24 protein-coding genes are annotated in these 21,691 nt (G+C 66.2%); all 24 read left to right on the top strand.

Translation table 11 applies throughout. The features are described from left to right. The first annotated feature begins 111 nt into the window (after window positions 1-111). Complete coding sequence (locus ACQPYR_RS33050) at window positions 112-462, top strand: hypothetical protein (protein ID WP_433622766.1); 351 nt, start codon at window positions 112-114, stop codon at window positions 460-462. Then, window positions 459-776 (top strand): hypothetical protein, encoded by a 318-nt coding sequence (locus tag ACQPYR_RS33045; protein ID WP_433622765.1) that lies wholly within the window; start codon window positions 459-461, stop codon window positions 774-776. Before ACQPYR_RS33050 ends, ACQPYR_RS33045 begins: the two co-directional genes overlap by 4 nt. Next, the gene (locus tag ACQPYR_RS33040; protein ID WP_433622764.1) at window positions 773-1,126 is read left to right on the top strand and encodes an RRQRL motif-containing zinc-binding protein; all 354 of its coding nucleotides are present in this window, start codon (window positions 773-775) and stop codon (window positions 1,124-1,126) included. Before ACQPYR_RS33045 ends, ACQPYR_RS33040 begins: the two co-directional genes overlap by 4 nt. Continuing rightward, entirely contained in the window at window positions 1,123-1,431 is a 309-nt protein-coding gene (locus tag ACQPYR_RS33035; protein ID WP_433622763.1) for a hypothetical protein, read from the top strand. Before ACQPYR_RS33040 ends, ACQPYR_RS33035 begins: the two co-directional genes overlap by 4 nt. A 5-nt stretch (window positions 1,432-1,436) precedes the next feature. After that, complete coding sequence (locus tag ACQPYR_RS33030; protein WP_433622762.1) at window positions 1,437-2,249, top strand: hypothetical protein; 813 nt, start codon at window positions 1,437-1,439, stop codon at window positions 2,247-2,249. After that, on the top strand, window positions 2,246-3,229 hold the full coding sequence (locus ACQPYR_RS33025) for a DNA cytosine methyltransferase (protein WP_433622761.1): 984 nt from the start codon (window positions 2,246-2,248) through the stop codon (window positions 3,227-3,229). Before ACQPYR_RS33030 ends, ACQPYR_RS33025 begins: the two co-directional genes overlap by 4 nt. Then, window positions 3,226-4,092: a hypothetical protein gene (locus tag ACQPYR_RS33020; RefSeq protein WP_433622760.1), complete on the top strand. Its 867-nt coding sequence runs from the start codon at window positions 3,226-3,228 to the stop codon at window positions 4,090-4,092. The genes ACQPYR_RS33025 and ACQPYR_RS33020 overlap by 4 nt, the downstream gene beginning before the upstream one ends. After that, window positions 4,089-4,865: a hypothetical protein gene (locus ACQPYR_RS33015; protein WP_433622759.1), complete on the top strand. Its 777-nt coding sequence runs from the start codon at window positions 4,089-4,091 to the stop codon at window positions 4,863-4,865. Before ACQPYR_RS33020 ends, ACQPYR_RS33015 begins: the two co-directional genes overlap by 4 nt. After that, window positions 4,862-7,135, top strand: a complete 2,274-nt coding sequence (locus ACQPYR_RS33010; protein WP_433622758.1) for a hypothetical protein — start codon at window positions 4,862-4,864, stop codon at window positions 7,133-7,135. The genes ACQPYR_RS33015 and ACQPYR_RS33010 overlap by 4 nt, the downstream gene beginning before the upstream one ends. Further along, window positions 7,132-7,602, top strand: a complete 471-nt coding sequence (locus tag ACQPYR_RS33005) for a hypothetical protein (protein ID WP_433622757.1) — start codon at window positions 7,132-7,134, stop codon at window positions 7,600-7,602. The genes ACQPYR_RS33010 and ACQPYR_RS33005 overlap by 4 nt, the downstream gene beginning before the upstream one ends. An 11-nt stretch (window positions 7,603-7,613) precedes the next feature. Further along, window positions 7,614-7,982, top strand: a complete 369-nt coding sequence (locus ACQPYR_RS33000) for a hypothetical protein (protein WP_433622756.1) — start codon at window positions 7,614-7,616, stop codon at window positions 7,980-7,982. After that, window positions 7,979-9,505 (top strand): hypothetical protein, encoded by a 1,527-nt coding sequence (locus tag ACQPYR_RS32995; RefSeq protein WP_433622755.1) that lies wholly within the window; start codon window positions 7,979-7,981, stop codon window positions 9,503-9,505. The genes ACQPYR_RS33000 and ACQPYR_RS32995 overlap by 4 nt, the downstream gene beginning before the upstream one ends. Then, complete coding sequence (locus ACQPYR_RS32990; protein ID WP_433622754.1) at window positions 9,502-10,359, top strand: DUF5131 family protein; 858 nt, start codon at window positions 9,502-9,504, stop codon at window positions 10,357-10,359. Before ACQPYR_RS32995 ends, ACQPYR_RS32990 begins: the two co-directional genes overlap by 4 nt. A gap of 21 nt (window positions 10,360-10,380) precedes the next feature. Continuing rightward, complete coding sequence (locus tag ACQPYR_RS32985) at window positions 10,381-11,034, top strand: hypothetical protein (RefSeq protein ID WP_433622753.1); 654 nt, start codon at window positions 10,381-10,383, stop codon at window positions 11,032-11,034. A 2-nt stretch (window positions 11,035-11,036) separates the two neighbouring features. Then, window positions 11,037-12,656 (top strand): hypothetical protein, encoded by a 1,620-nt coding sequence (locus ACQPYR_RS32980; RefSeq protein ID WP_433622752.1) that lies wholly within the window; start codon window positions 11,037-11,039, stop codon window positions 12,654-12,656. Next, on the top strand, window positions 12,653-13,396 hold the full coding sequence (locus tag ACQPYR_RS32975) for a hypothetical protein (RefSeq protein WP_433622751.1): 744 nt from the start codon (window positions 12,653-12,655) through the stop codon (window positions 13,394-13,396). The genes ACQPYR_RS32980 and ACQPYR_RS32975 overlap by 4 nt, the downstream gene beginning before the upstream one ends. A gap of 26 nt (window positions 13,397-13,422) precedes the next feature. Beyond that, window positions 13,423-13,920, top strand: coding sequence for a hypothetical protein (locus ACQPYR_RS32970; protein ID WP_433622750.1), 498 nt, complete (start codon window positions 13,423-13,425; stop codon window positions 13,918-13,920). Continuing rightward, on the top strand, window positions 13,917-14,801 hold the full coding sequence (locus tag ACQPYR_RS32965; RefSeq protein ID WP_433622749.1) for a helix-turn-helix domain-containing protein: 885 nt from the start codon (window positions 13,917-13,919) through the stop codon (window positions 14,799-14,801). The genes ACQPYR_RS32970 and ACQPYR_RS32965 overlap by 4 nt, the downstream gene beginning before the upstream one ends. A 7-nt stretch (window positions 14,802-14,808) precedes the next feature. Continuing rightward, the gene (locus ACQPYR_RS32960; protein ID WP_433622748.1) at window positions 14,809-15,567 is read left to right on the top strand and encodes a hypothetical protein; all 759 of its coding nucleotides are present in this window, start codon (window positions 14,809-14,811) and stop codon (window positions 15,565-15,567) included. 1,054 nt (window positions 15,568-16,621) lie between these two features. Continuing rightward, the gene (locus ACQPYR_RS32955) at window positions 16,622-17,011 is read left to right on the top strand and encodes a PadR family transcriptional regulator (RefSeq protein ID WP_433622747.1); all 390 of its coding nucleotides are present in this window, start codon (window positions 16,622-16,624) and stop codon (window positions 17,009-17,011) included. Next, window positions 17,008-17,613: a hypothetical protein gene (locus tag ACQPYR_RS32950; protein WP_433622746.1), complete on the top strand. Its 606-nt coding sequence runs from the start codon at window positions 17,008-17,010 to the stop codon at window positions 17,611-17,613. The genes ACQPYR_RS32955 and ACQPYR_RS32950 overlap by 4 nt, the downstream gene beginning before the upstream one ends. Window positions 17,614-17,768: 155 nt before the next feature. Then, window positions 17,769-18,005 (top strand): hypothetical protein, encoded by a 237-nt coding sequence (locus tag ACQPYR_RS32945; protein ID WP_433622745.1) that lies wholly within the window; start codon window positions 17,769-17,771, stop codon window positions 18,003-18,005. Continuing rightward, window positions 18,005-18,322 (top strand): hypothetical protein, encoded by a 318-nt coding sequence (locus tag ACQPYR_RS32940; RefSeq protein ID WP_433622744.1) that lies wholly within the window; start codon window positions 18,005-18,007, stop codon window positions 18,320-18,322. The genes ACQPYR_RS32945 and ACQPYR_RS32940 overlap by 1 nt, the downstream gene beginning before the upstream one ends. A 173-nt stretch (window positions 18,323-18,495) precedes the next feature. Then, window positions 18,496-21,639 carry a tetratricopeptide repeat protein gene (locus ACQPYR_RS32935; RefSeq protein ID WP_433622743.1) on the top strand — a complete coding sequence of 1,048 codons (3,144 nt, stop codon included), beginning with the start codon at window positions 18,496-18,498 and terminating at the stop codon, window positions 21,637-21,639. The last annotated feature ends 52 nt before the right edge of the window (window positions 21,640-21,691 follow it).

The following is a 21,691-nucleotide window of genomic DNA, read 5'->3' as shown; positions in this document are numbered from 1 at the left end:
GGTGCTGTTTGGCTACGCCCTGCTGACGGCCCCAGAGGTGATCGGTTTCACGGTAATGCTGCTGGCAGCGTTCGCGTTGTGGCGGTCGTCGCGGCGATGGGGGGTGCGGCGATGAGCATCACGGATTGGAGGGATGTCCCGTCCCCGCACGGGGTCACCGTGACGCATTACGACGGTCGTGGGCACAGACACAACGCCTTGCATTCGATGGCGGGCCCGGAGTTCACGGGGATCGCCGCGGTGTACTCGCCGCTGGGGCTATTACCGCCGACGGTGCGGTTGGCCGCGTTCGCGGTGATTCTGTTGATCGGTATGGCTGGTTGCACGGCCGCGATGGTCGATTACCAGCACTACACGCCCTCACCGAATATCTGCCGTTCGGCGAATTCCGGTGTGCCACCGGAGAAACCGGGTTCGTGCGTTCCGGCGTCGGCGGTGCCTTCGGGTGGTGAGCGGCGATGACTGATGCGCAATACAACCTGCGGCAGTTGGTTTCCGATGTCGGATACACGCTGGTCGCGGCCGACCGTCTGAGTAGTGATCTGCGTGGGATCGAGGGCCGCCTGCGGGCGCTGATGGGCGCTGCCGGGCTGACGGCGGATCCGCTGTTCTGGGAGATCGACGGCGTCACCGACGCGGTCACGACGGCCAGCGCGGCGCTGGAGACCGTGGCGAAGCTGCGGCGGGCGGTGCTGGATATCGACACCGACCTGCTGCGGGTGCGGGGTCTGGTTCAGCGGTTGGATGGCGAACCGGAGCAAGGGGTGTCGTCATGACGACATCAACCGATGCGCAGCAGGGTGGGATTCCGACCTATCAGTGGCGTTGTGCGCCTTCGCATTTGCGGACGCTTCGACAGCTCGCGTCGCAGGGTCTGCGCCCGAATGGGCAGGACATCGCGGGCAAGCTGCCACTGCCGAAACAGAAAGATCGCGTCGCCTACCTCTACGACATCAACCAGGCCGCGCCTAAACGGGTGTTCACCCCCGCGCGGCAGGCCGCGTTGGCGAAGGCGAACCGCGAGCGTCTGTTGCGGGCCGCGGAGCGACATGGGTTCAGCCGTGCGGAGTTTGAGCAGGTCGGTGACCCGGGCCCGCAGTGGGATGACCGGGAGTGGGACCGATGAGCCTGCATCTGGCTCACCTGCATCTGCCTTACGGCGGCCGGAATACGTTGCGGCAGCAGCTGACCCAGCTGCGCGGCCAGTTGGCCGACAGGGATCAGCGAATCGCAGAACTGACCGCCGCGCTGGACGACTCCTTGGACCGTGAGCAGCTGCATTCGCTGTGCGCGCCCCATGAGCGGTTGACACCGGCGGCCGTGCTGGAGCGGTACGGCAGTCCCCGCGCTGAACATCCCGCACCGCAGGCACCAGGCGCCCACACGGTCGCTGGAGCCGTTGCGGGCCGGGAGTGGGGGTGGGAGCGGTGACAGCGATGGAATCGGTTCCACCCGTGGATGATTGCGGCGATGCCGACCAGGTGGTGGCGTTGGTCGTCGAGCTGCGGGAGGCGTGGGGACGCTACCGCGGGTTGTCGCATCAGTTGCGTCCCGGCGGTGCGGGTGGTCCGGCGATGCAGGCGACAGACCCGACGCTGCTGCGGTTGTCGCGGGAGGCGGATCGGCAGCGACCGTATCTGCTCGCCGCGGCCGACCGGTGGCAGGACTACGAGTCCGTCGACGAGCACGTAGAGACGCTGCTGGGTCAGTACGACCGCACGGTTGCCCGGATCCGGCAGGCGCGCACCGATGGCCGTGACGGGCTCGCGGACGCGTTGCAGCGTTCTCTGCCTCGCTTTCAGAGCGAGATCACCCGGGCCGCTGGCGAGTGTGTTGACGCGGTCACCACTGCGTACGGGGCGGCTGAGCAGGTGTATCAGCAAGCGGGCCCGGATGGCGTGGTCACACGCAGCAGGGTCGATGCGGTCGCGTTGGAGGCCGTCGACACCGACCGGACCGCCCGTATGCAGGCGTTGACCCGGTTCCAGCACGCCGAGCAGGTGCTGTTTCGCGCCGGTTGGACGGTCGAGGGTGCCCGCGACCAGGAAGGGATTCTGCGGATCCGCCCGACCAGCAGCGATGCCACGGGCGCCCGAATCGCCGCGGTGCGAACGGGTTTGGGACAAGCCGAGCAGTTGGCCGAGCAGCAGCCCGCACCGGCTGTTCTGCGATTGCGTGCCGCCAATATGCCTGTCCGGCATATGCGCGCGGTGCCGCATCAAGACCAAGGATTGGAGTTGGAGCGATGACGCTGACAGTGACCGACTTGTTCAGCGGAGGCGGTGGCAGCTCAGAGGGGTTGCGGCAAGCCGGTTTCGACATCGTGATTGCCGCCAACCACTGGGCTACCGCGGTGAGGACCCATCAGGCGAACCACCCGGATACCGAGCATCGGCTGGCGAATCTGTCCGAGACCGATTTCCGGACATTCCCACGAACGGATATCGCGTGGATCTCGCCGAGCTGTGTGTGGCACGCCCGCTCGGGAGGCCGCAAGCAGCCGCCGGCCGTGACTGAGCTGCGGCGCGCCGATGACGGCAGCGTCGACCGCGCAACAGCGTTCGCGGTGATCGCGGCAACCGAGGTGCACCAGTACGACGTGGTGATCGTGGAGAACGTCACCGAGTTCCAGAACTGGGTGCTCTACGACTGGTGGCTTGACGGCATGCGGCGCCTTGGCTACAAGGCCCAGATCGTGCTGCTCAACTCCGCAGACATCGGGCCGAACCCGGTGGCGCAGAACCGGGTCCGCTTCTATGCCGTTTTCACACATGACGGTGACGTCGACCTGACCGTGTCGCTGACCACCCGTACCCCCGCCCACGCGATTCTGGATTCGAATCTCGGCAAGCTCGTTACACGGCAGTTGTATGTGACCCCGCAGATCGAGCAGATCCGCGAGCACGGCGTGCCGCATTTGGTGACCTACCGCAAGCACGCGAAGGCACGCCGCGCCGACCGGCACCAGCTGGCCACAGTCACCGCCGGCGGGAACCATCACGCGATCGCGACCCTCACCGACGAGGGGCCGCGGCACCGCATGCTCACCAACCCCGAACGAGCTCGCGCACAAGGCTTCCCGGATAGCTATGTGTTCCACGGCAGAAACACCGTGGTCAACGGCAAACGGGTCGATGAGGTACGTGCCCAGATCGGCAACGCGGTCAGCGTCAACGTCGCTCGCTGGTTCGGCCAGCGCGTCGCCGCAGCGTTGGGGGTGGCGCCGTGAGCAAGAAGCAGACCCGCACCTGTGAGTGTGGCGCCCCGGGTGATTTCGCGCGCGGTATGTGCACGCACTGCTACAGCTCTACCCGCTACAAGGCTCAGATTCTCCGGCGCTGGAACCCGGACCGGGTTGACCCAGTGGCAGCGCGTGAGCATGTCGATCGGCTCCTGGCCGCGGGTGTGCCCGCGAATCAGGTGGCGCGGCTGGCGGGGATCAATCACTCGGTGCTGTCGCGACTTCCGCAGGCTGGGTTCATCAGCCGCGGTACCGAGGCGGCCCTGTTGGGGGTCCCGGTGCCTGAGCATGGCGCCGAAGTTGTGGCGGATGCGTCCCGGGTGCCGGTGGTCGGTTCGGTGCGCCGAATCCAAGCGTTGGTCGCCTACGGGTATCCGCAAGCCCAGCTGGCACGAGAACTCGGCATCCAGGTGGCGAGCATGCGCGTGCTGACCGGGCGGCCGGTGCCGGGCCCGAAGGTGCAGGGCCAAGAGATCACCGCGGCCCGGCATCGGCAGGTCAAGGAGCTGTTCGAGAAGCTGCAGCTGCAGCCCGGTCCCTCACAGAAGGCTCGAGACCTCGGCAAAGCGCATGGGTGGGCGTTGCCGATGGAGTGGGACGAGGAGTCCATCGATGATCCGGACGCGAAACCTGTTCGGGCGCAACGGACCCCGCACACCGACCGGCAAGACCTGTTGGCCGAGCGGCGTGAGCGGGTGCTCGTAGAGGTGCATCGCGGCAGTACCGTCCCCGAGATCGAGGCCCGCCACGGGATCCCGCGCCGGTTCGCCGAGCGCGTCGTGGCCGCCGCAGGCGGGCGGGACGCGCTGCAGCAATCCGAACTGGCTCCTGAATTCGAGTGGTCGCTGTGAGCGCGCGCAGCCGCAAGCGGTGGACCCCACGCGATGAGGCGATGGCGCGGTTCCTGTCGGAGCAGTGGATCGCCGATTTCGCCACCCTCATGCTGCTGCTCGGCACACGCCGGTCCCGCACCTACAAGCTGATCGAGAAGTGGCGCGACGATTTCGCTGCGGTGCATTCGGATTCGCTGCGGGCCCGCGGCCGTGACAAGCCGGTGACGTGGGTGTGGCCGACCCAAGCCACCGCCACCCGCTGTTTGGGGTGGCAGGCATCGGCGTGGGTGCCGCGCTCGACCAACCTCACCCACAAGGGCGAAGTATCGCGAGTGCGTGCCGCCCTGGTCGGGCTGCGGTCCGGGGTGTGGGTGCCTGAACGTGCCCTGCTGCGCGATGCGGCGCGCAAGACGCCCGGGTTGTTCGCTTCGGGGCAGGCGTCGCTGTTGTCGCAGTTCTCGGCGCGCCCGCATGTGCACGACGGCCGCTATTTCGACGGAACCCGTTGGTGGGCGGTGGAAGTCGAGCTATCGCTGAAGACCCCGGAAGCCCGGTTGATGATCTGCGTGCTCGCCGCCTACCGGTCACTGCAGGACGGGCACAGCCTGCTCTACATCTACGCGACCGACCGGATCGGCAACGCCCTGGACAAGGCAATCACCGAGCTGATCCGCACCCGCAAATTGCCCCGCTCGCCGGGGATCCGACTGCGCCGCCTCGACGGCGTGATCACCCGCCGAAGCATCGAGCTCCCTTCGAACATCACTGGCCCAGAGGAGGCCGTCTCATGAACAACTACTTCCTGCAGTCCCCAGCGTGCACGCCGATCATCACCCCCACCGACTGCGGCCCCGTCACAGCCCCAGCACCGACCCCGGCAGATGTCGCGCAGGCTGTGCCGCAACCGCATTGCACACCCGTTCTCACCCCGACCGACTGCGGGCCTGTGGCCCCGGTGCAGCCGTCGACGCCGGCCGCGCCGACCGATGCCGACTCACATGTCGGTGATCGGGTGCTGGAGTGGATGGACACCCACCAGCCGCCCGGCACCAGCACCGCGAGCGGGACTGGCACCGATGCGCAGCTGTGGGCGCATATCGGCGCGATCCTCGCCGACACCGCGGTGAGCGTCGGGGCGATGGCGACGGTTGTCGGTATCGCGTGGGTATCGGCGTCGCGGTTGGGTTGGGACGCGCGACGGCTACGGAACCTGACGGCCGCGTCGATGGTGATGCCCGCGGTCACCGTGGCCGCGCACTGGGATTGGACCGCACCAGTACACCTGCTCATCGAAGGCGCCGCCAACACCGCCAGCGGGGAAATCTATGCCGGTATCGCGGCATTGGCGATCACCGCGGTACCGGTGGGGTTGGCGGTCGCGACGATCCTGTGGGCGCGGTACTCGGTACGCGTCGCCACCATCGGGAAACGCTCTGTCGCCGCGACCGAACGCGCGCAGCGGCGCCGCATCAACGCCAAGCTGCGGATGGCGCGCGAGCTCGCCTCGACACCGACCCCGTTGACGGTGGTCACCGGGGTCGGGCAGTCCGACCGGTGGATCGTGCTCGGACGCCTCGCCGAGGAGATCAGCCAGCAGGGCAAAAGCGCTGCTGCTGAACTGATCTCGACGTTCGACACCTTATTCAAAATCGCTTACGCCGATATCCGCAAGCACCTGCTGGTCGTCGGCGGCCCAGGCTCGGGCAAGACCACGTTGTTGTCGCGGCTGGTGATCGCGGTGCATGTGGCCGCGCAACTGCGGTATTTGAAGGCGGCGCAGATGCGGCCGTGGATGCGCGGTGTGTTGCGGGTCACTCCGAAGCGGCCGTTGTCGATCATGGCTTCGTGCAAGGGCGGGCACGAAGACCTGCGGGTCTACGCCGAGCAGCGTGAGGCGATCCTGGCCGCGGGTGTGCATCCGAGCAAGGTGGCGATGTTCCCGGAGACCGCGCTGAATCTGTTCCGCGGGATGCCGGTGGATTCGCTGCGGTACGTGCTGGACAAGCTGTGCCCGACCGAAAAGGCCGGTGACGCTGCGCAGGCGTTTTTCGAGCAGATGCGTATCTCGCTGGTGCACTTGGTTGTTGACGCACCGGATCCGGACAAGGGCCTCGGGCCGGGGGAGAACCCGCCGAGGAACTCCCAGGAGTTCCTGGACCGCTTCGACCAGAAATACCTGTGGCACGCGTGGGGTGGTGACCTGCTCGACGTCGAACTCGACACCACCGCAACCGATCCCGCCCCCAGCGCGGACGCCGATGGTGCCGTGCAAGGCGATGGGCCGGTGTCATACCTGCGGGAGCTGTACGCGGTGCAGGCGTCGATGGAGGGCAAGCAGCCCGTATTACCCGCCGAGTCCGCGCGGTTCGGCAACCTGTTTCGTGAACTCGGGACAGCGTTCGACGGCGACACCGGGCTGTTGGACAAGGACTACTGGTTCGTCACTGTTCCTGGTACCGCGAACAAGTCGGTCGCCTCGGCGCAGATGAACGCGTTGATCGCGATGGTCGAGCAGACCGCCGCGACCAAACACGGCCGCGTGGTCACCTTCACCATCGACGAGTTGTCGCGGGTGGACGCGAACGTTTACGACGCCGCCGAAGCGTTGCGCTCTCAGGACGTGGCACTGGTGTTGGGTTACCACTCGTTCGAGTCGATCGCGGCCACCGACCGCGAAGCAGCCCGCACGATCAAGGGCTGTGCAGGTGGGGTGATCGCGTGCCGCTCCGAGGGCGCCGACGACATCTTGAAGACCTTCGGCACCCGCCGCGCGATCGAACCATCACGACACACCCTCGGCGCCAAGCACGGCAACGAGGGATCAGTGCGGATGCAAGACAGCTTCCTGGTCGACCCGAACCTGTTGCGGCGCATCGAACCCGGCGACGCCGTGCACGTCAACGCGGGCACCGCCCGCTGGGGCCGCGTCGCTCGACTCGATCCGAAAGCGATCCCGCTGCTGGCCTCGGAACCCATCACCCATACCACCGCCGGGGGCGGCGACAGCCGTGCCCGCGGCGTCTGGACCGCCCTCATCCACGGACAAGGAGACCCCGCATGACCATCGAAAAAGACTACGACGCACCCACCCCCGACGACCCAGACGAGCAGCCCAAAGCCCTACCCGCAGGCCGCGGCGATATCGACGTCCCGACACCGACCGCCAGCCAGCTGCGCGCCATGTTCGGCGACCTCGAAGTCGGCCTCACCGTCGAGCAGAGCGCGACCGCGGTTATCGCCGCCGGACCCGGTGCGGTGGACCTGTTCAAAACCGGTAAGGGCATCGACACCGACGACCCGGCGGTGCGGGCCGCGCTCGCGGTGCGCGAGTTCATCGCCACCTGGTGGAAAACGGTGCTCACCAGCACCGGCGTGATCGGCGCCGTCGTCCTTGCCGCCGGAGCCGGGATCGTCGTCACCGCCGCTATCGGCGCCTACGGGCTCGGCTGGATCGGCTACACGATCTGGACCACACACGGCCGCCCCGGCATCCGCGACATCGCCGCCAGCCGCAAGCGGGCCGCGTGATGGCCCGGTTGATGTCGGTGTCGCTGACCGAACCGCAGGTACAGGCACGAACCAAGACCGTCACCCGCCGGTTGGGGTGGCAGATGCTGCGCGGGGGCGACCGGTTGACCCTGTGCCGGAAAGTGATGGGCCGCAAGCCCGGCGAGCCGCTGGTCCGGATCACCGACGTCGAAGTGGTGTCGATCCGCCGCGAACCACTCGACGCCATCGAACCCGACGATGTTGCCGCCGAAGGGTTCCCACAGATGAGCCCACCCGAGTTCATCGACTTCTTCCGCGCCTCCCACCGCGGATGCACACCCAGCACCGACGTCACCCGCATCGAATGGCGCTACCTCGACCAACACCACAGCCAGGAGCGAGAGGAGATGCAGCGATGAGTGCCGATTCCGAACGCGCGATTCGGTGGGCAAATGGCACCGCAAACGGACCGGGACAGGTCCGGGAGGTCAGCGCTGAGGACTTGTGTATGGACACCTTGCTGATGGTGTTGTCCCAGTCCGGACTCGATCGGATAGACGAAGCGATCTCCGACTATTACGCCAGCCGTGTCCCGGACCCGCACGAGGCGCTGTGGCGCACCGATTACACCCGCGCGCACATGCGCCACGACCTGGCCGAGGACCGTCCGTGGCGCGAGCACCCGGACGCGATCTGGTTGCGGGAGCGGGCAAACGAGATCGAGCAGCGGTGGACCGCCGACCCGGCGGTCGCGCCCCGCTGGGCGGAGCTGCACGCCCTGTGGATCGAGACCGGTAACCCCTACAGCTCTTTCCCGCACAGCTCCCCGGAACAAGGGCTGCCGACCATGCCGGGCGAGGCACCGCCCGGCATGGACCCGGTGACGTGGCGCAGCCAGTTGCAGGCACGCGACCTGGCTGGCCACGCCCGATGGCTCAACACCACCACAACAACAACCGATCGAGAAGGAGCCGAACCGATGAAAGACATTACCCGCGGCGAGACCAGCGACCAGACGCACGAAACCGAATCCCAGTCCCGCTACCCGGATCTGCCGCCTCGCTACGACGATCCGAGCCTGGTGCCGATGACCCCCGCAGAGGCTCATTGGATCTTCACCGGCCAGGGCTACACCAGCGAGTACGCCACCCACATGGTGACGGAACTGGCCGGCGCGAACATCGAACTCACCGGCGATAACGTCCGCAGCTGGATGCGCCGCCCGGAGAACCAGCACGCCCTGCAGGAGCAGGCCCGGTACCGGTACCGGCCGGAGTCCGCCCGCCCGCAGGCACCGGCCGAGCGCGTCGAGAACAGCGAGAACCCGCGCGAAATCGAATCTGAGACCGAGCAGCAGATGCGCGCGGACTTCATGCGCGCCGAGTCGTGCGTCGCGCGTTCGCCGGAAGACTACGACCCGGCCGATGAGGTCGACTACGCCGAGTACGCCTCACCATGGCTCAACGGTGACGAGCGATGGATGCACGAATGGGTGTACCTGTCGGACGCAACGCAGCGGTGGCGTGACAACCCGGCCGCCGCCGAGACGAGCCTGGTTCAGCGCGTGGGCGTGCTGTCGGCGATCGAGGCGCGCAGCGAGGATCAGGCCCGCTACATCGCCGAGCATGGCATCGAGCGCGACGACCACGGTCTGCTGACCTCCCGCTATGTGACCCGCGTGGAAGACCAGGAGTGGGACATTTCCGAGGCGGATCAGGAATCGCTCGCGCGCGCGTTTTTCGCGTCCGAACCGGATGAACGTCGGCAGCACGTCAGGCCGCACATGCCGTGGGCGAATGCCGCCGAAGTAAGCACCGCTGCACCGTTTCCGGTGTCGGCAGACTTCGCGCGCGCCCGCACCGCCGCGCTTTCACGCATGAGCGCCCCGATCCCAGGAACTGCGTCCGCCTCCAGTCCTGAGCGAGAGGGCATGGAGCGATGACCGGGATCGAGTGGACGAACCAGACGTGGAATCCGGTCACCGGCTGCGACCGGATCAGCGCGGGCTGCGACCACTGCTACGCGCTCGCGATGGCCAAGAGGCTCAAAGCGATGGGTGTCGATAAGTACCAGCGCGATGGCGACTTGCGTACCTCCGGGCCGGGGTTCGGGGTGACGATGCACCCTGCGGCACTGGGGATTCCGCTGCGTTGGCGGACCCCGCGGCTGGTTTTCGTGAACTCCATGGCGGATTTGTTCCATGCGCGGGTGGACGAGGACTTCGTTCGCGATGTCTTCGATGTCATCCGTGCGACGCCGCAGCACACCTACCAGGTTCTGACGAAGCGTCCGCTGCGGGCGCGGCGGATGGCGGACAAACATCTGGAGTTCCCGCCGAATCTGTGGCTCGGCGTCTCGGTGGAGGACCAGGACGCCGCGGACTCCCGGATTCCGCACCTGCAGGCGATTCCGGCGGCGGTGCGGTTCCTGTCGTGCGAGCCGCTACTCGGTCCGGTCGATCTCGATGCGCACCTGTTCCCGGACGAATGCGCGGGCGGGTGCGGTTGTCGACGACCCGACGACCCGGATCGCCACGAATGCGGTTGCGGCGCTGGGTGCGCCGATCGTCGAGTGGCACCGGCACTGGACTGGGTGATCGTCGGCGGCGAGTCCGGGCCCGACGCCAGGGCGATGAATCCCGACTGGGTTCGCGACCTGCGCGATCAGTGCAGTGACTCGGGAGTGCCGTTCTTTTTCAAGCAGTGGGGTGGGCGCCACCCCAAACAGCTCGGTCGCGAACTCGACGGCCGTATCTGGGGGCAGATGCCACAGTCTTGCCCCGCAATCTCGAAGTAACCGGAAAGGAATCCAATTATCATGAACCGCAACCTTATTCGTCCCACCGGGATCGGTGTGACCGCTGGCGTGGTCGCCGCAGTGGTGACCGTCGCCGGACTGATCGCCTGGGAAGACTACGACCCGTGGGATCGGCTGCAGCAGGCCATCGCGCGCCAGCGTCTCTCACCTGCCGAACGCGCCGAGTTCGACCGTCTGCAGGCGGCCCGGACCGCCGAGGCCGAGGCGAAGACCCGCGCCGAGAAGGCCCAGCACGCCGAGACACGCGCGAAGTTCCAGCCGTACCTGATCAGTACCGAACATCCGGTCGCCGCACTCGACGAACTGTCGGCGCCGATGCTGATCCGCGCGATCGAGCAGGCCGCCGCGCACGTGAGTAGCTATCGCGCGAACCCCAGCGTTGGTAGCGACGTCGATGCCGTGACCCGCTGGAGCGGGCACCTCGACGCGCTGCGCGATGAGTTCCGCCGTCGCCGCACGTGGGAGAACCGCCGGCAGTTCTCGCACCTGGATCAGCTGCGTATGGAAGCGGTCGAGAAGCAGGTGTACGCCATCGAATTCGCCGAAGCCTGGGCCACCCCGACACAGCCTGCTGGCTATCCGCCGTACCCGTCGTTCGAAGGCCCCGGGCTCGCCGAATTCGGCACCCTCACCGACACATTTGAGGAGAACTGACCATGTCCGACCGCAGCCCCGAGGACGAAATCGTGGATGAAGCACGAAAATTCAGTGCCTCGATGCAAGCAGCAATGCGCCGGTACGCCCAAGCGGCGAACTGGCTCGAACGCCGCCGCGCGCGACGCGAGATCAGCCTGATCACTCGCCAGGAGGCCCGCGATCAGCAGGCCGCCCGTCAACGGAATCTGGTGTATAGCGAGCAGGCCGTCGACAAATTCCGGGTCCATGCGCTGGCGGTGTCGCAGCGCGCGAACGACCCGACCGTCGACCACGCCCGCAGGTTCCGGGACCAGCAGGTGCTGGTGCGGCATCAGGCCGATATGCGGGATCTGTTGCTGCGTAACCCGCACCTGACTGAGGTCGAGAAAGGTATCGCTCTCGACGGTCTGGACGCGGCGACGACGTTCCCGGAGTTCGAGACGGGCCGGTTGTTCAACCGGGCGCACAAGGTGAAAGGCATTGAGGCACTGCGGTATCGGGCGCAGGTCGCGCGCACGCGGGAAGCCACGGGCATCGAACGGGCGACCGTGTTCACCGAGCAGGCCCGCGCGGTGATGAGCCCGCCGAGGGAGCGAGAGCAGATTGCTCAACCGTTCACGTCGACGCGTGTACAGGCCGAGGCGATCCAGGGACTGCGCCGTGCCCAGCTGGAGTGGAGCGTCAACGGCGACACCGCGACTGCGAGGGGCCGGGACGAGCTGATCGGGCAGTGGCGTCAGGCCGCGCGGAACGCGGAGAGGGCCGGTCTTTCGACCGAGCAGATCGAGCACGAGTTCGCCAACGCAGAGGCCAACAGCCGCTACGTCGCGCAGGTTCATTCCTTGAATCACCCGGACGCGGCGTGGCGTCACACGTACTCGTATCACCCGAGCGAGACCGACGCGGCGGCGTGGGCGGATCAGCAGGTGCGCGAGTCGAACTGGGTGCCGGGTGTGCAGCTGCGCGCCGACGTACACAAGCGCGGCAACAGGGACGCCCCGCTGCGGTTCGCACAAGGCGGCCTGAAGCAAGTCGCCGCTCGTACAGGCGAGTGGGCCGACCGTGACCGCGACCGTGACAGCGGCCGTGATTTGGCTGGCGAGCTGGACTCGCTCACGACCCGGCACACACTCTCGATTCAGCACAACGCCGACCTCGCCGACAACAACGCCCGGCTGACTCGGAAGCTGACCGCGATGACCGCCGAACGCGACCAGCTGCTTGCCGAGCGGGTTTCCGAACATGCTGTGCCCGAGCGTGATTCGGCGCCTACGCGGGGTGAGTACGAGGCGTTGGTGCGCAAGGTCGATGACCTGACCGAGCAGTACCAGCAGGTCGATGGCGCGCGGCGGACCGCGGTCGATGACCTCTCAGCGTTGCGTGCCGAACACGCCAAGGTGATCGGGCAGCTGACCGCCGAGCGGGACAACGCGCGCGCCTTGGCTGATCAGCGGTTGCGTGAGCGCGACGAAGCGGTGGCGAAGGTGGCCGAAATGACCCCGCCCGAGCAGCGACTCGGCGCCCACCCTGGCGACCGCAACGGCCCGGAACGGCCCCAGCCATTGAAGCGCCCGGAAATGGCGGGCGCCCCGAGCAACGGCGCCGAGCGGCCCGATATCGGCGACGGGTTCGACCGATGACACCCCAGGCAGCCGCGGCACTCGCCGCCAAGCTCACCGCCGTCGCCGACAGCCTCGGCGACACCACCCAATCCGCGAACTACCGCGACAAAGCCGACGAGCTACGCCGCAAATACCAGCTCACCAAGGCGTCGGCCACCAGCAGCAGTGCACCGCCACCGTCGGATTCGACGTCGACAGCGAAGGCCCGCAACAACTTTCAGGAAAGGAAACCCTCTATGACCGTCAAGACCGCTACTTCGCGACCCGCGCGGCGAGCGAAAGTGACCGCGAAAACCATGCACGCGGCAATGAACCCGAAGATCAAGGCCGCTTTCGCCGGGAGCGACCCGATCGGCACCGAGGTCAGCGGCTACATCACCCGCATCGAGGAGGAGCAGGACAAAGACTGGGTGACCAAGAAACCGAAGCTCGACCGCGACGGCAAACCGGTCATGATCCCGGTGCTGATCCTGCAGACCGACGGCACCCAACGCGCCGTCGGCCCCGGGCTGCGCAAGCTGTGGATGCGCAGCGGTGTCCGCGACGCCGTCCTGGAAGCCGTTCTCGACGCCGGCACCCGCGAACCCGCCGTCTCGGCATTTCTGCGGATCATCTTCGCCGATCTCGGCACCCCGGCGAACGTGAACTTCCGGCCACCAAAGCTCTACCAGGCCACCTACACCCCACCCACCGACACCGGTGCGGAATCGGAATCGGGTGCTGCGCAGGCGGATACCGCCGGAGAGGCGGTGGCGTGATGGACGCATGGGACGCCAGAAGGCAAATGGAGCGGGTCGTGCTCGCCCGTATCCGTGAAGAGCACGGCGAGACCGCTATCACGCAGAAGCCGTTGATATCGAAGCTCACCGGCTACAACTTCGGTGACCAGGACGTGCCCACCAACTACCTGCAGGCCATCGAGGCGGCTGAACGTCTCGCCAGCACCGCCCGCGGCATGGCGGGCGAGTACGCCCGCGAAGCCCGCGGTCAAGGCCGGACGTGGGCCGAGATCGCCGGCGCTTTCGGTATCGACAGCGACGATGTCGTCGATCCTGCGGTTGAGGCGTTCCAGCGCATCGTTCCGCCGGACCGGTGGGGTGCTGAGAGCACCTCTTGGACGTGCACCTCATGCGACACACGCGTGACCGACCGCGGCCCGTATGAAGGCCACCCCGCCGACAACGAGACCGGCCACGCCACCGACTGCACGCGACACCAACGCGAAATTCTGGCCTACCAAACCAGATTCGACCTCGATCAGGACTGGGAGTTCGAGCGATGACCACGACACAGAACGGCTCCAGTGTCGCGCAACCACGTCGCGGCGTCGCATCCCCGGACACCGCGACACGACAGCGTCGTACCCGTCGCAATTCCGGTGCCGGGCGCGGTGATCGTGTCGCATCCAACGGCGGTCGCGGTGTCGCATGGGCCGGGTTCATCTTCGGTGCCGTGCTCTCGGTCGCGGCGAACTGGTTGCACACCTGGTTGCCCGCCGCGACGATGCCCGACGGATGGCATCCCGGTGTCGCACCCCAAATCGGTTCGGCGGTATGGCCGATCGGGCTGCTGCTCTCGGTCGAGGTCCTGTCCCGCACACGGTGGCGCCGCGGGCTGGGCTGGATGCTGGCCCGCTACATCGGCGCTGGCAGCGTCGCCCTGGGATCGGCGGTCATCTCCTACGGCCACGTCCACGACGTGCTCCTGAATTGGGGATACGGAGCAGTGGGCGCCGCAGTCGGCCCGATCGTGCTCGACGGACTGATGGTCATCTCCGGATTCGCGATGCTCTCGGAGTCCACACCCAGCGACACCACCGCGACACCCGCACCAGTCGCCACAGCCGTACGCAACACACAACCCGATAGTGCGACACCGCAACGCGACACCACCGCGACAACGCCGGAGACCTTCAGCGACGACGACCGCGACAACCACATCCGGGCGATGTACCGGCAGTGCAACTCGACCCGGGAAGTTGGCGAAGCCTTCGGATTGCACCACTCCACCGTCGCCCGCATCGTCGGCAAACCCGACACCCCCGCCGCCAAACGCGACGGCCGCGACAACGGCCGCGCCAGCCGCGACGCGGCAGGCGACAGCGAACACAACGGATTCCGGCTCATCGCCGGAGGAACCATACCCAGCAACAGCAAGGAGTAAAGCAACAATGCCCATCCCCGGAAACGAAAGCGTCGACAACGACACCCGTCCCGAGCACGAGCACACCGAGCCCGGGCCCGGATCTGGCCGCCGGTGGCGAATCAACAACCACGCCACCACCATCGGCGATGTCGTACACCGATACCAGCGGCTGGCCATGGTCAGCAACGCCATCAACCTCGCCAGCCGTGACCGCGAGGTCACCGAGCGAGACCGCAACCGTATCGACTACGACAACGGCGTCAAACAACTGCTCAAAGGCATGATCACCCACGCCGATGCCAGCAGACACGAGCGCCGAGAAGCCCTCACCAACCTCGAACACCCGAACGCGGCCGAAGCCGAGAAGTGGGGCGAACAGTGGAGCGCCCAACCCGTGCAGACGCTGTACGCGCACTGGAACCAGACCCGCAAGGCTCTGGACCACGACATCGCCGACGTCGCCGGGGTCGAACTGCTGCTCGGCCAAGTGCGCGGACGCGACGACATCATCCGCGAGCAAGACGACAAGATCTCCGAACTCTGCACGGAGATCGACGATCGTGATAACCGCATCAACGAGTTGACCGAACACCTCCACAAACTCGACCAGGACAACATGCGGTTGTCCGACCAGCTGGAAAAGGCCCGTGACCAGGGCCCCGACCAGCAGCCGTCGACACTACGATCGGTCGCCGATGAGCGAGGCGTCTCCCCGCTGCGCGCCGGCGTGGACCGCGCGTTGCCCGTATCGATCCACAGCGAGCGGGAAGGGTTCGAGCGATGAACCCGATCAAACTCAGGATCACCAGCCGGGATGCCGTGCCCAGCACCGATATCGGCTCCAGGCACGGCCCCGATCAGGGCAACCCGACCGATCTGGACGGGCACCAACGATGACGCGGATGCGACCCGCGACATCACTCCCAACCTGATCGACAACTTCATAGCACCACCACCGGCAGCCCCGCGATCCGATCCCATCGGCCGCGGGGCTGCTTCGTGTGCCCGATCTCCGGCGCCGAGACCGCCGAAACTATGGACAGTTCGGGTACGGACTACAGTCCATACTTTGCTGTCCGTACCCAAAACCCTCCTTGAACTGGTCATTTGGGGTCGGTCCCTGGTCCTGTTCCGGGGGCACACTTCATACACCCTGCGGGCGCATGAAGTGTGCCCCCGGAACAGGACCAGAAACCTATTAAGAGTGAAGGGGGACAGAGGGTTTCGGGTACGGAAAAGATCAAAAGAAGCAGTTGGGTGTGTGGCTGGGTTGGGTACGGAAGCTGCGTTGGCAAGGTGGTTGCGCGACAGGGCTCGTGCGTCGAGTCGGCCGCCAGGGCGGCCTTTGTCGCCACACAAGGCCAGCGTCGCTACGTTGGGTCCTTCGCTGCTGAGCACGACGAGCGCGGACGCTGCGGTACACGCCAGATCAGGCCACGGACGGATATCGACGCGGCCGACGAACCAGCGCGGCGAGTCATCTCTTAACGAGGGCAATCGGCAACTACTGCGGTTACTGCTTTAGAGGCGGTGCAATTGACGATGGAGGCCTGGCTCAGTCCAGCTACTGCTCAGGCCATCCCTGATCCCCTTCGAAGCGGCGGCGCTGGGACGCCTACCACGCCAATCGCAGCCGCCGACGGCCGCGCCCGAGCGGTCCAGTGGTGGCTGTTCGCGGCCCTCGACTGCGGAGTGCACGTCCGCATACCGATCGACCGCTTGCTCCGTCCGGCCGGAATTGCATTCTGACCGTCGATAACAGAGGCCGTCGAAGTCATAGACAGGCGGGGAGTGACTCTATGTCGAGTTGCGATATTGCCCCTATGTAGAATTGCGATATGCCTGACGAAATCCGCATCACCACGACGGTTGCCACCGTTCTACGCGAGTTCCTGGAATGCCCCAACGAGCCGCACTACGGCTTCGAGATGATGCGCACCTGCGAGATCTCCAGCGGCTCGCTGTACCCGATCCTGGCCCGACTGGAGAAGGTTGGCTGGATCGAGAGCAAACTCGAGGACATCGACCCGAAGGTTGAAGGCAGAAGGGCGCGACGGTATTACACGATGACCGCCGAAGGCGAGTTCGCCGCTACCCAGGCGCTCAACAGGCTCTCCGCCCGGCTGCGACTGCCTTCGTGGGCACCGCGACCGACTACCGGAAACGCCCTGGCCTTATTTCAGCTGCCCTGCCGGGGTGCCGGGTCGGCATTCGGTGGTGCTCAGTGAATGCGCTCCTGACGGCCGCGGGCGGATTCGCGCTGCTCGGCGCGCTGCTCGTATACGTGGGCAGCAAGGTGATCTCTCACCTTGTCGGCGAGGAAATCGAGGGACGCATCAATCAGCTCGGCTATGCGATTCTGCACCTGGTATGCCGTCGGTTGCCGCAAGATCTGCGCGAGGTCTACTACGAATGGTGGGCCGCCGAGCTCGACGAGTACTTCCAGAACGCGAAGGAACTTCCGCTCACCAGACTCTTCTGGGCACTGCGCTTTCCCCTCCCCTTGCTGATCACCGGCCGCAAGACGGCGCGGATCCAGGACCCGAGCTCCTTTGAAGCCAACACCGACCAGTTCGTTGCTTTCGTTAGAGCACTCAAGCGCTCCGCATACCTGAGACCCTTTGTGAGGCTTGCCTTCGCATCCAAGGCAGTCAATATCGTCTTGGGCGTTGTGCCAGTGGCAATGGCGGCTGTAGTCACCCTCTTTTTGCCAGTGTCATGGCCCAGCCGGATAGGTTTCGTGCTCGGGGTGGCTATCGGTCAAATCATCCTGTTCGCAGGACTCCGATTCGTGCGGATCGCTCTCGTCGACGCCGAGGACAACCAATAGCAAGCCGGAACGTTAACAAGTTCTGTTGAACCCGAACAGACCCCCGGACGTCCGCAAGTTGGCGGGACAACGAACCTTTCGGCCTGGCGTTACGCCGCTTCTGACGTCTGCGGGTTACTGCCATTTTTACCGCTGTTGGCGGTATGCTCGGCGGTATGGCTGGACGGAAGACATCGGTGAGTTTCGACGAGGAGACCCTGGATATCCTCGCGCGCCGCGCCGAGGAGGAAGGCCTGGATCGGTCGGCCTACCTCGCGCAGTTGGTGCGCCGCGACGACCATCGCCGCCGTCTCGCCGCCGACAGCGCCACGCTCAACGCCGCCGGGCACACCCCTGACCGCGCGAGTGCGGTGACCGCTGCCCTGATTGCGCAGCGCCGCGCGGCCAGCTGATGGCGATACCCCGATTCGGCGAGGTCTGGAACGCCCCGTCGGGCTCGGTGCTGCCAGGCGGCATGCTGTGCCTGATCGTGAGCTCCGACGACTACAACCGCATCCGGCGTCAGTTCATCATCGTCGAGGTCGTGGCCGATCCACTGTCCGGCGACGCGATCATCTGCGACCTCGGACCGGTCGGTGTCGCACTCACCGGCGCACCGTTCACGGTCGGACCTGGCTGGTTTTCCGGTGCCGAGGAACCGATCGCGTCCGTCGATGAGCAGATAGCCCGCCGCGCCGCCGATCAGATCCGGGCCATCCTCGGACCGTGACCTCGCTGTGCTGCCTCGTAAGGTTGGTGTCACCGGCATAGGGGTAGATCGTCGGTGTCGATTGTTTAACTCCGATCGTCCTGTTACTGACAGCCACGGGTTTACTGGGCGAGTATGTTCCTTCCATGGGCGGTGGGAGGCTGGCGCTGGTTGTCGGATCTGAATGCGCTGCGTTGGCGACTCTTGAGTTCCCTGGGCAGCTCGCGACCGAATTGCATTCACGTCTGAGCGATTTGGGTGGTTGGCGAGATGCGACCAGCCTTCCGGGCCCGATACTGAATCCGACCGCCGCCGAGTTGTCGGCCGCGGTGGATGAGGCATTCGCTGCCGCGTCGCGGCAGCGAGCGACGCTGTTGATCAGTTTCGTCGGGCATGGCACCGCGACCGGCGCCGAGGATTTCTATCTACTCGCTCGTGATTCGCCGGAGCTGCCGAACTCGGGTACGGCGTTTCATCTAACGCAGGGAATCCGGGAACGATTGAATACGGCCGCTGTGGATGGGTTGATCGTGTTGGTCGATGCGTGCGACGCCGGTCCAGGTGTGCAGGGCGCCGCACGCCGGTGGAGTGAGCTGCTGGCCCGCACTCAAGGCCGCATGGAGCTACTTGTCGCGACCGGTGAGGGCCCGGCCTTCGCAGGCTGTTTCACCCGCACGATGGTTGCCGCGTTCGACAGCGGGCTGCCGCTGCGGGGGGAGAATCTGTTGCCCTCGGATCTGGTCGATCCGATCACTGGGGCGTGCAAACGTCAACAGCCCCAGCATTTGTCGTTCACCGCAGGCATGGAAACATCTACCTCGGGTGCGGACCCGGGGTTGTGGCTGGTTCCCAACTCCGCGCGCCGCCGCGATGCGGTCTACCGTCGTCCGGCGGCTGGTTTCGTTGATCAACTCACCCGCGCCCTGCTGTTGACCGACTCCATTCGTGAACGACTCACCGAGATCCTCGAAACCAGCAGCCAACGGCTGCGGGTGGTGGTCGGTCCACCGGGGTGCGGCAAGTCCACGCTCATGGCGATGCTGATCCGGCCCGGCCTGGTCGAGGGGTTACCGATCACGCCGGAATATGTCGCCGCGGGGATCTTTCTCACCGTCGCCAGCTCGCTTGAGTCCGTCGTGGCGGAACTGTCGACTCAGCTGGGTGAGCGGGTTCCTGGCTTCGCAGACGCCGCCCAAGCGGCCCGCGAACTCGCGAAGCGAACTGGATCCACCCGCGACGTGTTCGACATCGAGATCAGTCAGCCGCTGGCGCGGGTCGCCAAGCCGGGTCCTCGGGTCACGATCGTGTTCGACGGACTCGACCAGCCCGAGCAAGGCAGCCAGGAGCTACTCGTGCGTGCGGTGTCCACGCTGACCCGCGATGCCGAGTTCACCCATGTACGGGTCATCGCCGGAATCCGTGAAGGCATCGGTGTCGTGGACCGGCCTGACCTGGCGCACATGTGCCGTATCGACTTGCGCGAACCCACCGCCGCCGAGATAGCCGAGATGGTGCACCAATCCAGGGGAGCCGAGCATGAGCGCGTCGATTCGGCCAAGTGGATCACCTGGATCGACGCGCTACTGGCCCAAACACCAACGACAATCGAGGGGGAACAGGCTGTCCCGGGCGGGTGGTTAGTGGCTCGGTTGCTGATCGAGGTCAAAGCCACGATCACCGGCAGGGAGGTGGCCGAGGGGGTCAGCCTCGACACCCTGGTCGCGCATCGTGTCCACGACGGGGTCGAGTCCGCAGGACCTGACTCCGGCGAAGCGGTGGGTTGGCTGCTGGGCATCCTTGTCGCGGCGGGCGCTGGGCCGGTACTGCCGATGGAACTGCTCGAATTCGCGCTGTCGAGTCTCGGTGTGTCATGGACGACCGCCCGTATTCGTGACGCTACGGTCGGTCTGGGTGTTCTCCTGAGCCGCAGCCGTTCTGGCACGACGCGTGAAGCCCTCGGCGTCACCCACAACGCGCTGATGCCTTCTCTGCAAGCCGAAAGCCGGCGACTCGGTGCGCACACCGAGCAGGCGCACCGGGCGATCATCGCGGCGATTAACAATACGACCACCGAGCAAGTCCTCGAATACGCCCGTGGATCAGCGGTGCGCCACTACCTCGCCTACGGCGACTCAACCGCGGCAGTGCTGTTCCTCCTTAGCCTGGACACACCCCGCCCCGCTGACAATCGTGATCGGTGGGCTGCATGGTTGCCGTCATTCACCCATGCCGTCGGATCCGACCACCTTGACACCCTCACCACGCGTCACAACGTCGGCTACTGGCGTGGGGAAAGTGGTGACCCGGCCGGGGCCGTCACCGAATACGAACAGCTGCTCACCGACTATCTGCGGGTGTTGGGGCCTGACCACCCACACACCCTCGCCACTCGTCACAACCTCGCCTACTGGCGTGGGGAAAGCGGTGACCCGGCCGGGGCTGTCGCGGAATTCGAGGTGGTGCTTAACGACCGGTTGAGGGTGTTGGGGCGCGACCACCCCCACACGCTCACCACCCGCAACAACCTCGCCCGCTGGCGTGGGGAAAGCGGTGACCCGGCCGGGGCTGTCGCGGAATTCGAGGTGGTGCTTAACGACCGGTCGCGGGTGCTGGGGCGCGACCACCCCGACACTCTCACCACTCGCGACAATCTCGCCCGCTGGCGTGGGGAAAGCGGTGACCCGGCCGGGGCTGTCGCGGAATTCGAGGTGGTGCTTAACGACCGGTTGAGGGTGTTGGGGCGCGACCACCCCCACACCCTCACCACCCGCAACAACCTCGCACAGTGGCGTGGGGAAAGTGGTGACCCGGCCGGGGCCGTCAACGAATACGAACAGCTGCTCACCGACTATCTGCGGGTGTTGGGGCGCGACCACCCCGACACCCTCATCACCCGCAACAACCTTGCCTACTGCCGTGGGCAGTGCGGTGACTTGGCCGTGGCCATCACCGAACTTGAGGTGCTACTCACCGATTCTCTGCGGGTGTTGGGGCCCGACCACCCCGGCACTCTCGCCACCCGTCACAATCTCGCACGCTGCCGTGGGGAGAGTGGTGACCCGGCCGGGGCTGTCACGGAATTCGAGGTGGTGCTCACCGGCCGGTTGCGGGTGCTCGGACACGACCACCCCCACACCTTCGCCACCCGTCACAATCTCGCACACTGGCGCGGGGTAAGTGGTGACCCGGCCAGGGCTGTCGCGGAATTCGAGGTGGTGCTCACCGACCGGATGCGGGTGTTTGGGCCCGACGACCCCGACACGTGCGCCACTCGCAACCACATCGCTTACTGGCGTGAGGCAAGCGGTGGCGCCGCCGGGGCTGCCACCGAAGGATGACCGACCTCGCCCGGTTCCGAATTCAGAATCTGAGGAATCGGATCTGTGTCAT

The organism is Nocardia sp. CA-120079, from assembly GCF_050955745.1.
Classification (GTDB): domain Bacteria; phylum Actinomycetota; class Actinomycetes; order Mycobacteriales; family Mycobacteriaceae; genus Nocardia.
This window is presented reverse-complemented; position numbering and strand designations above follow the sequence as displayed.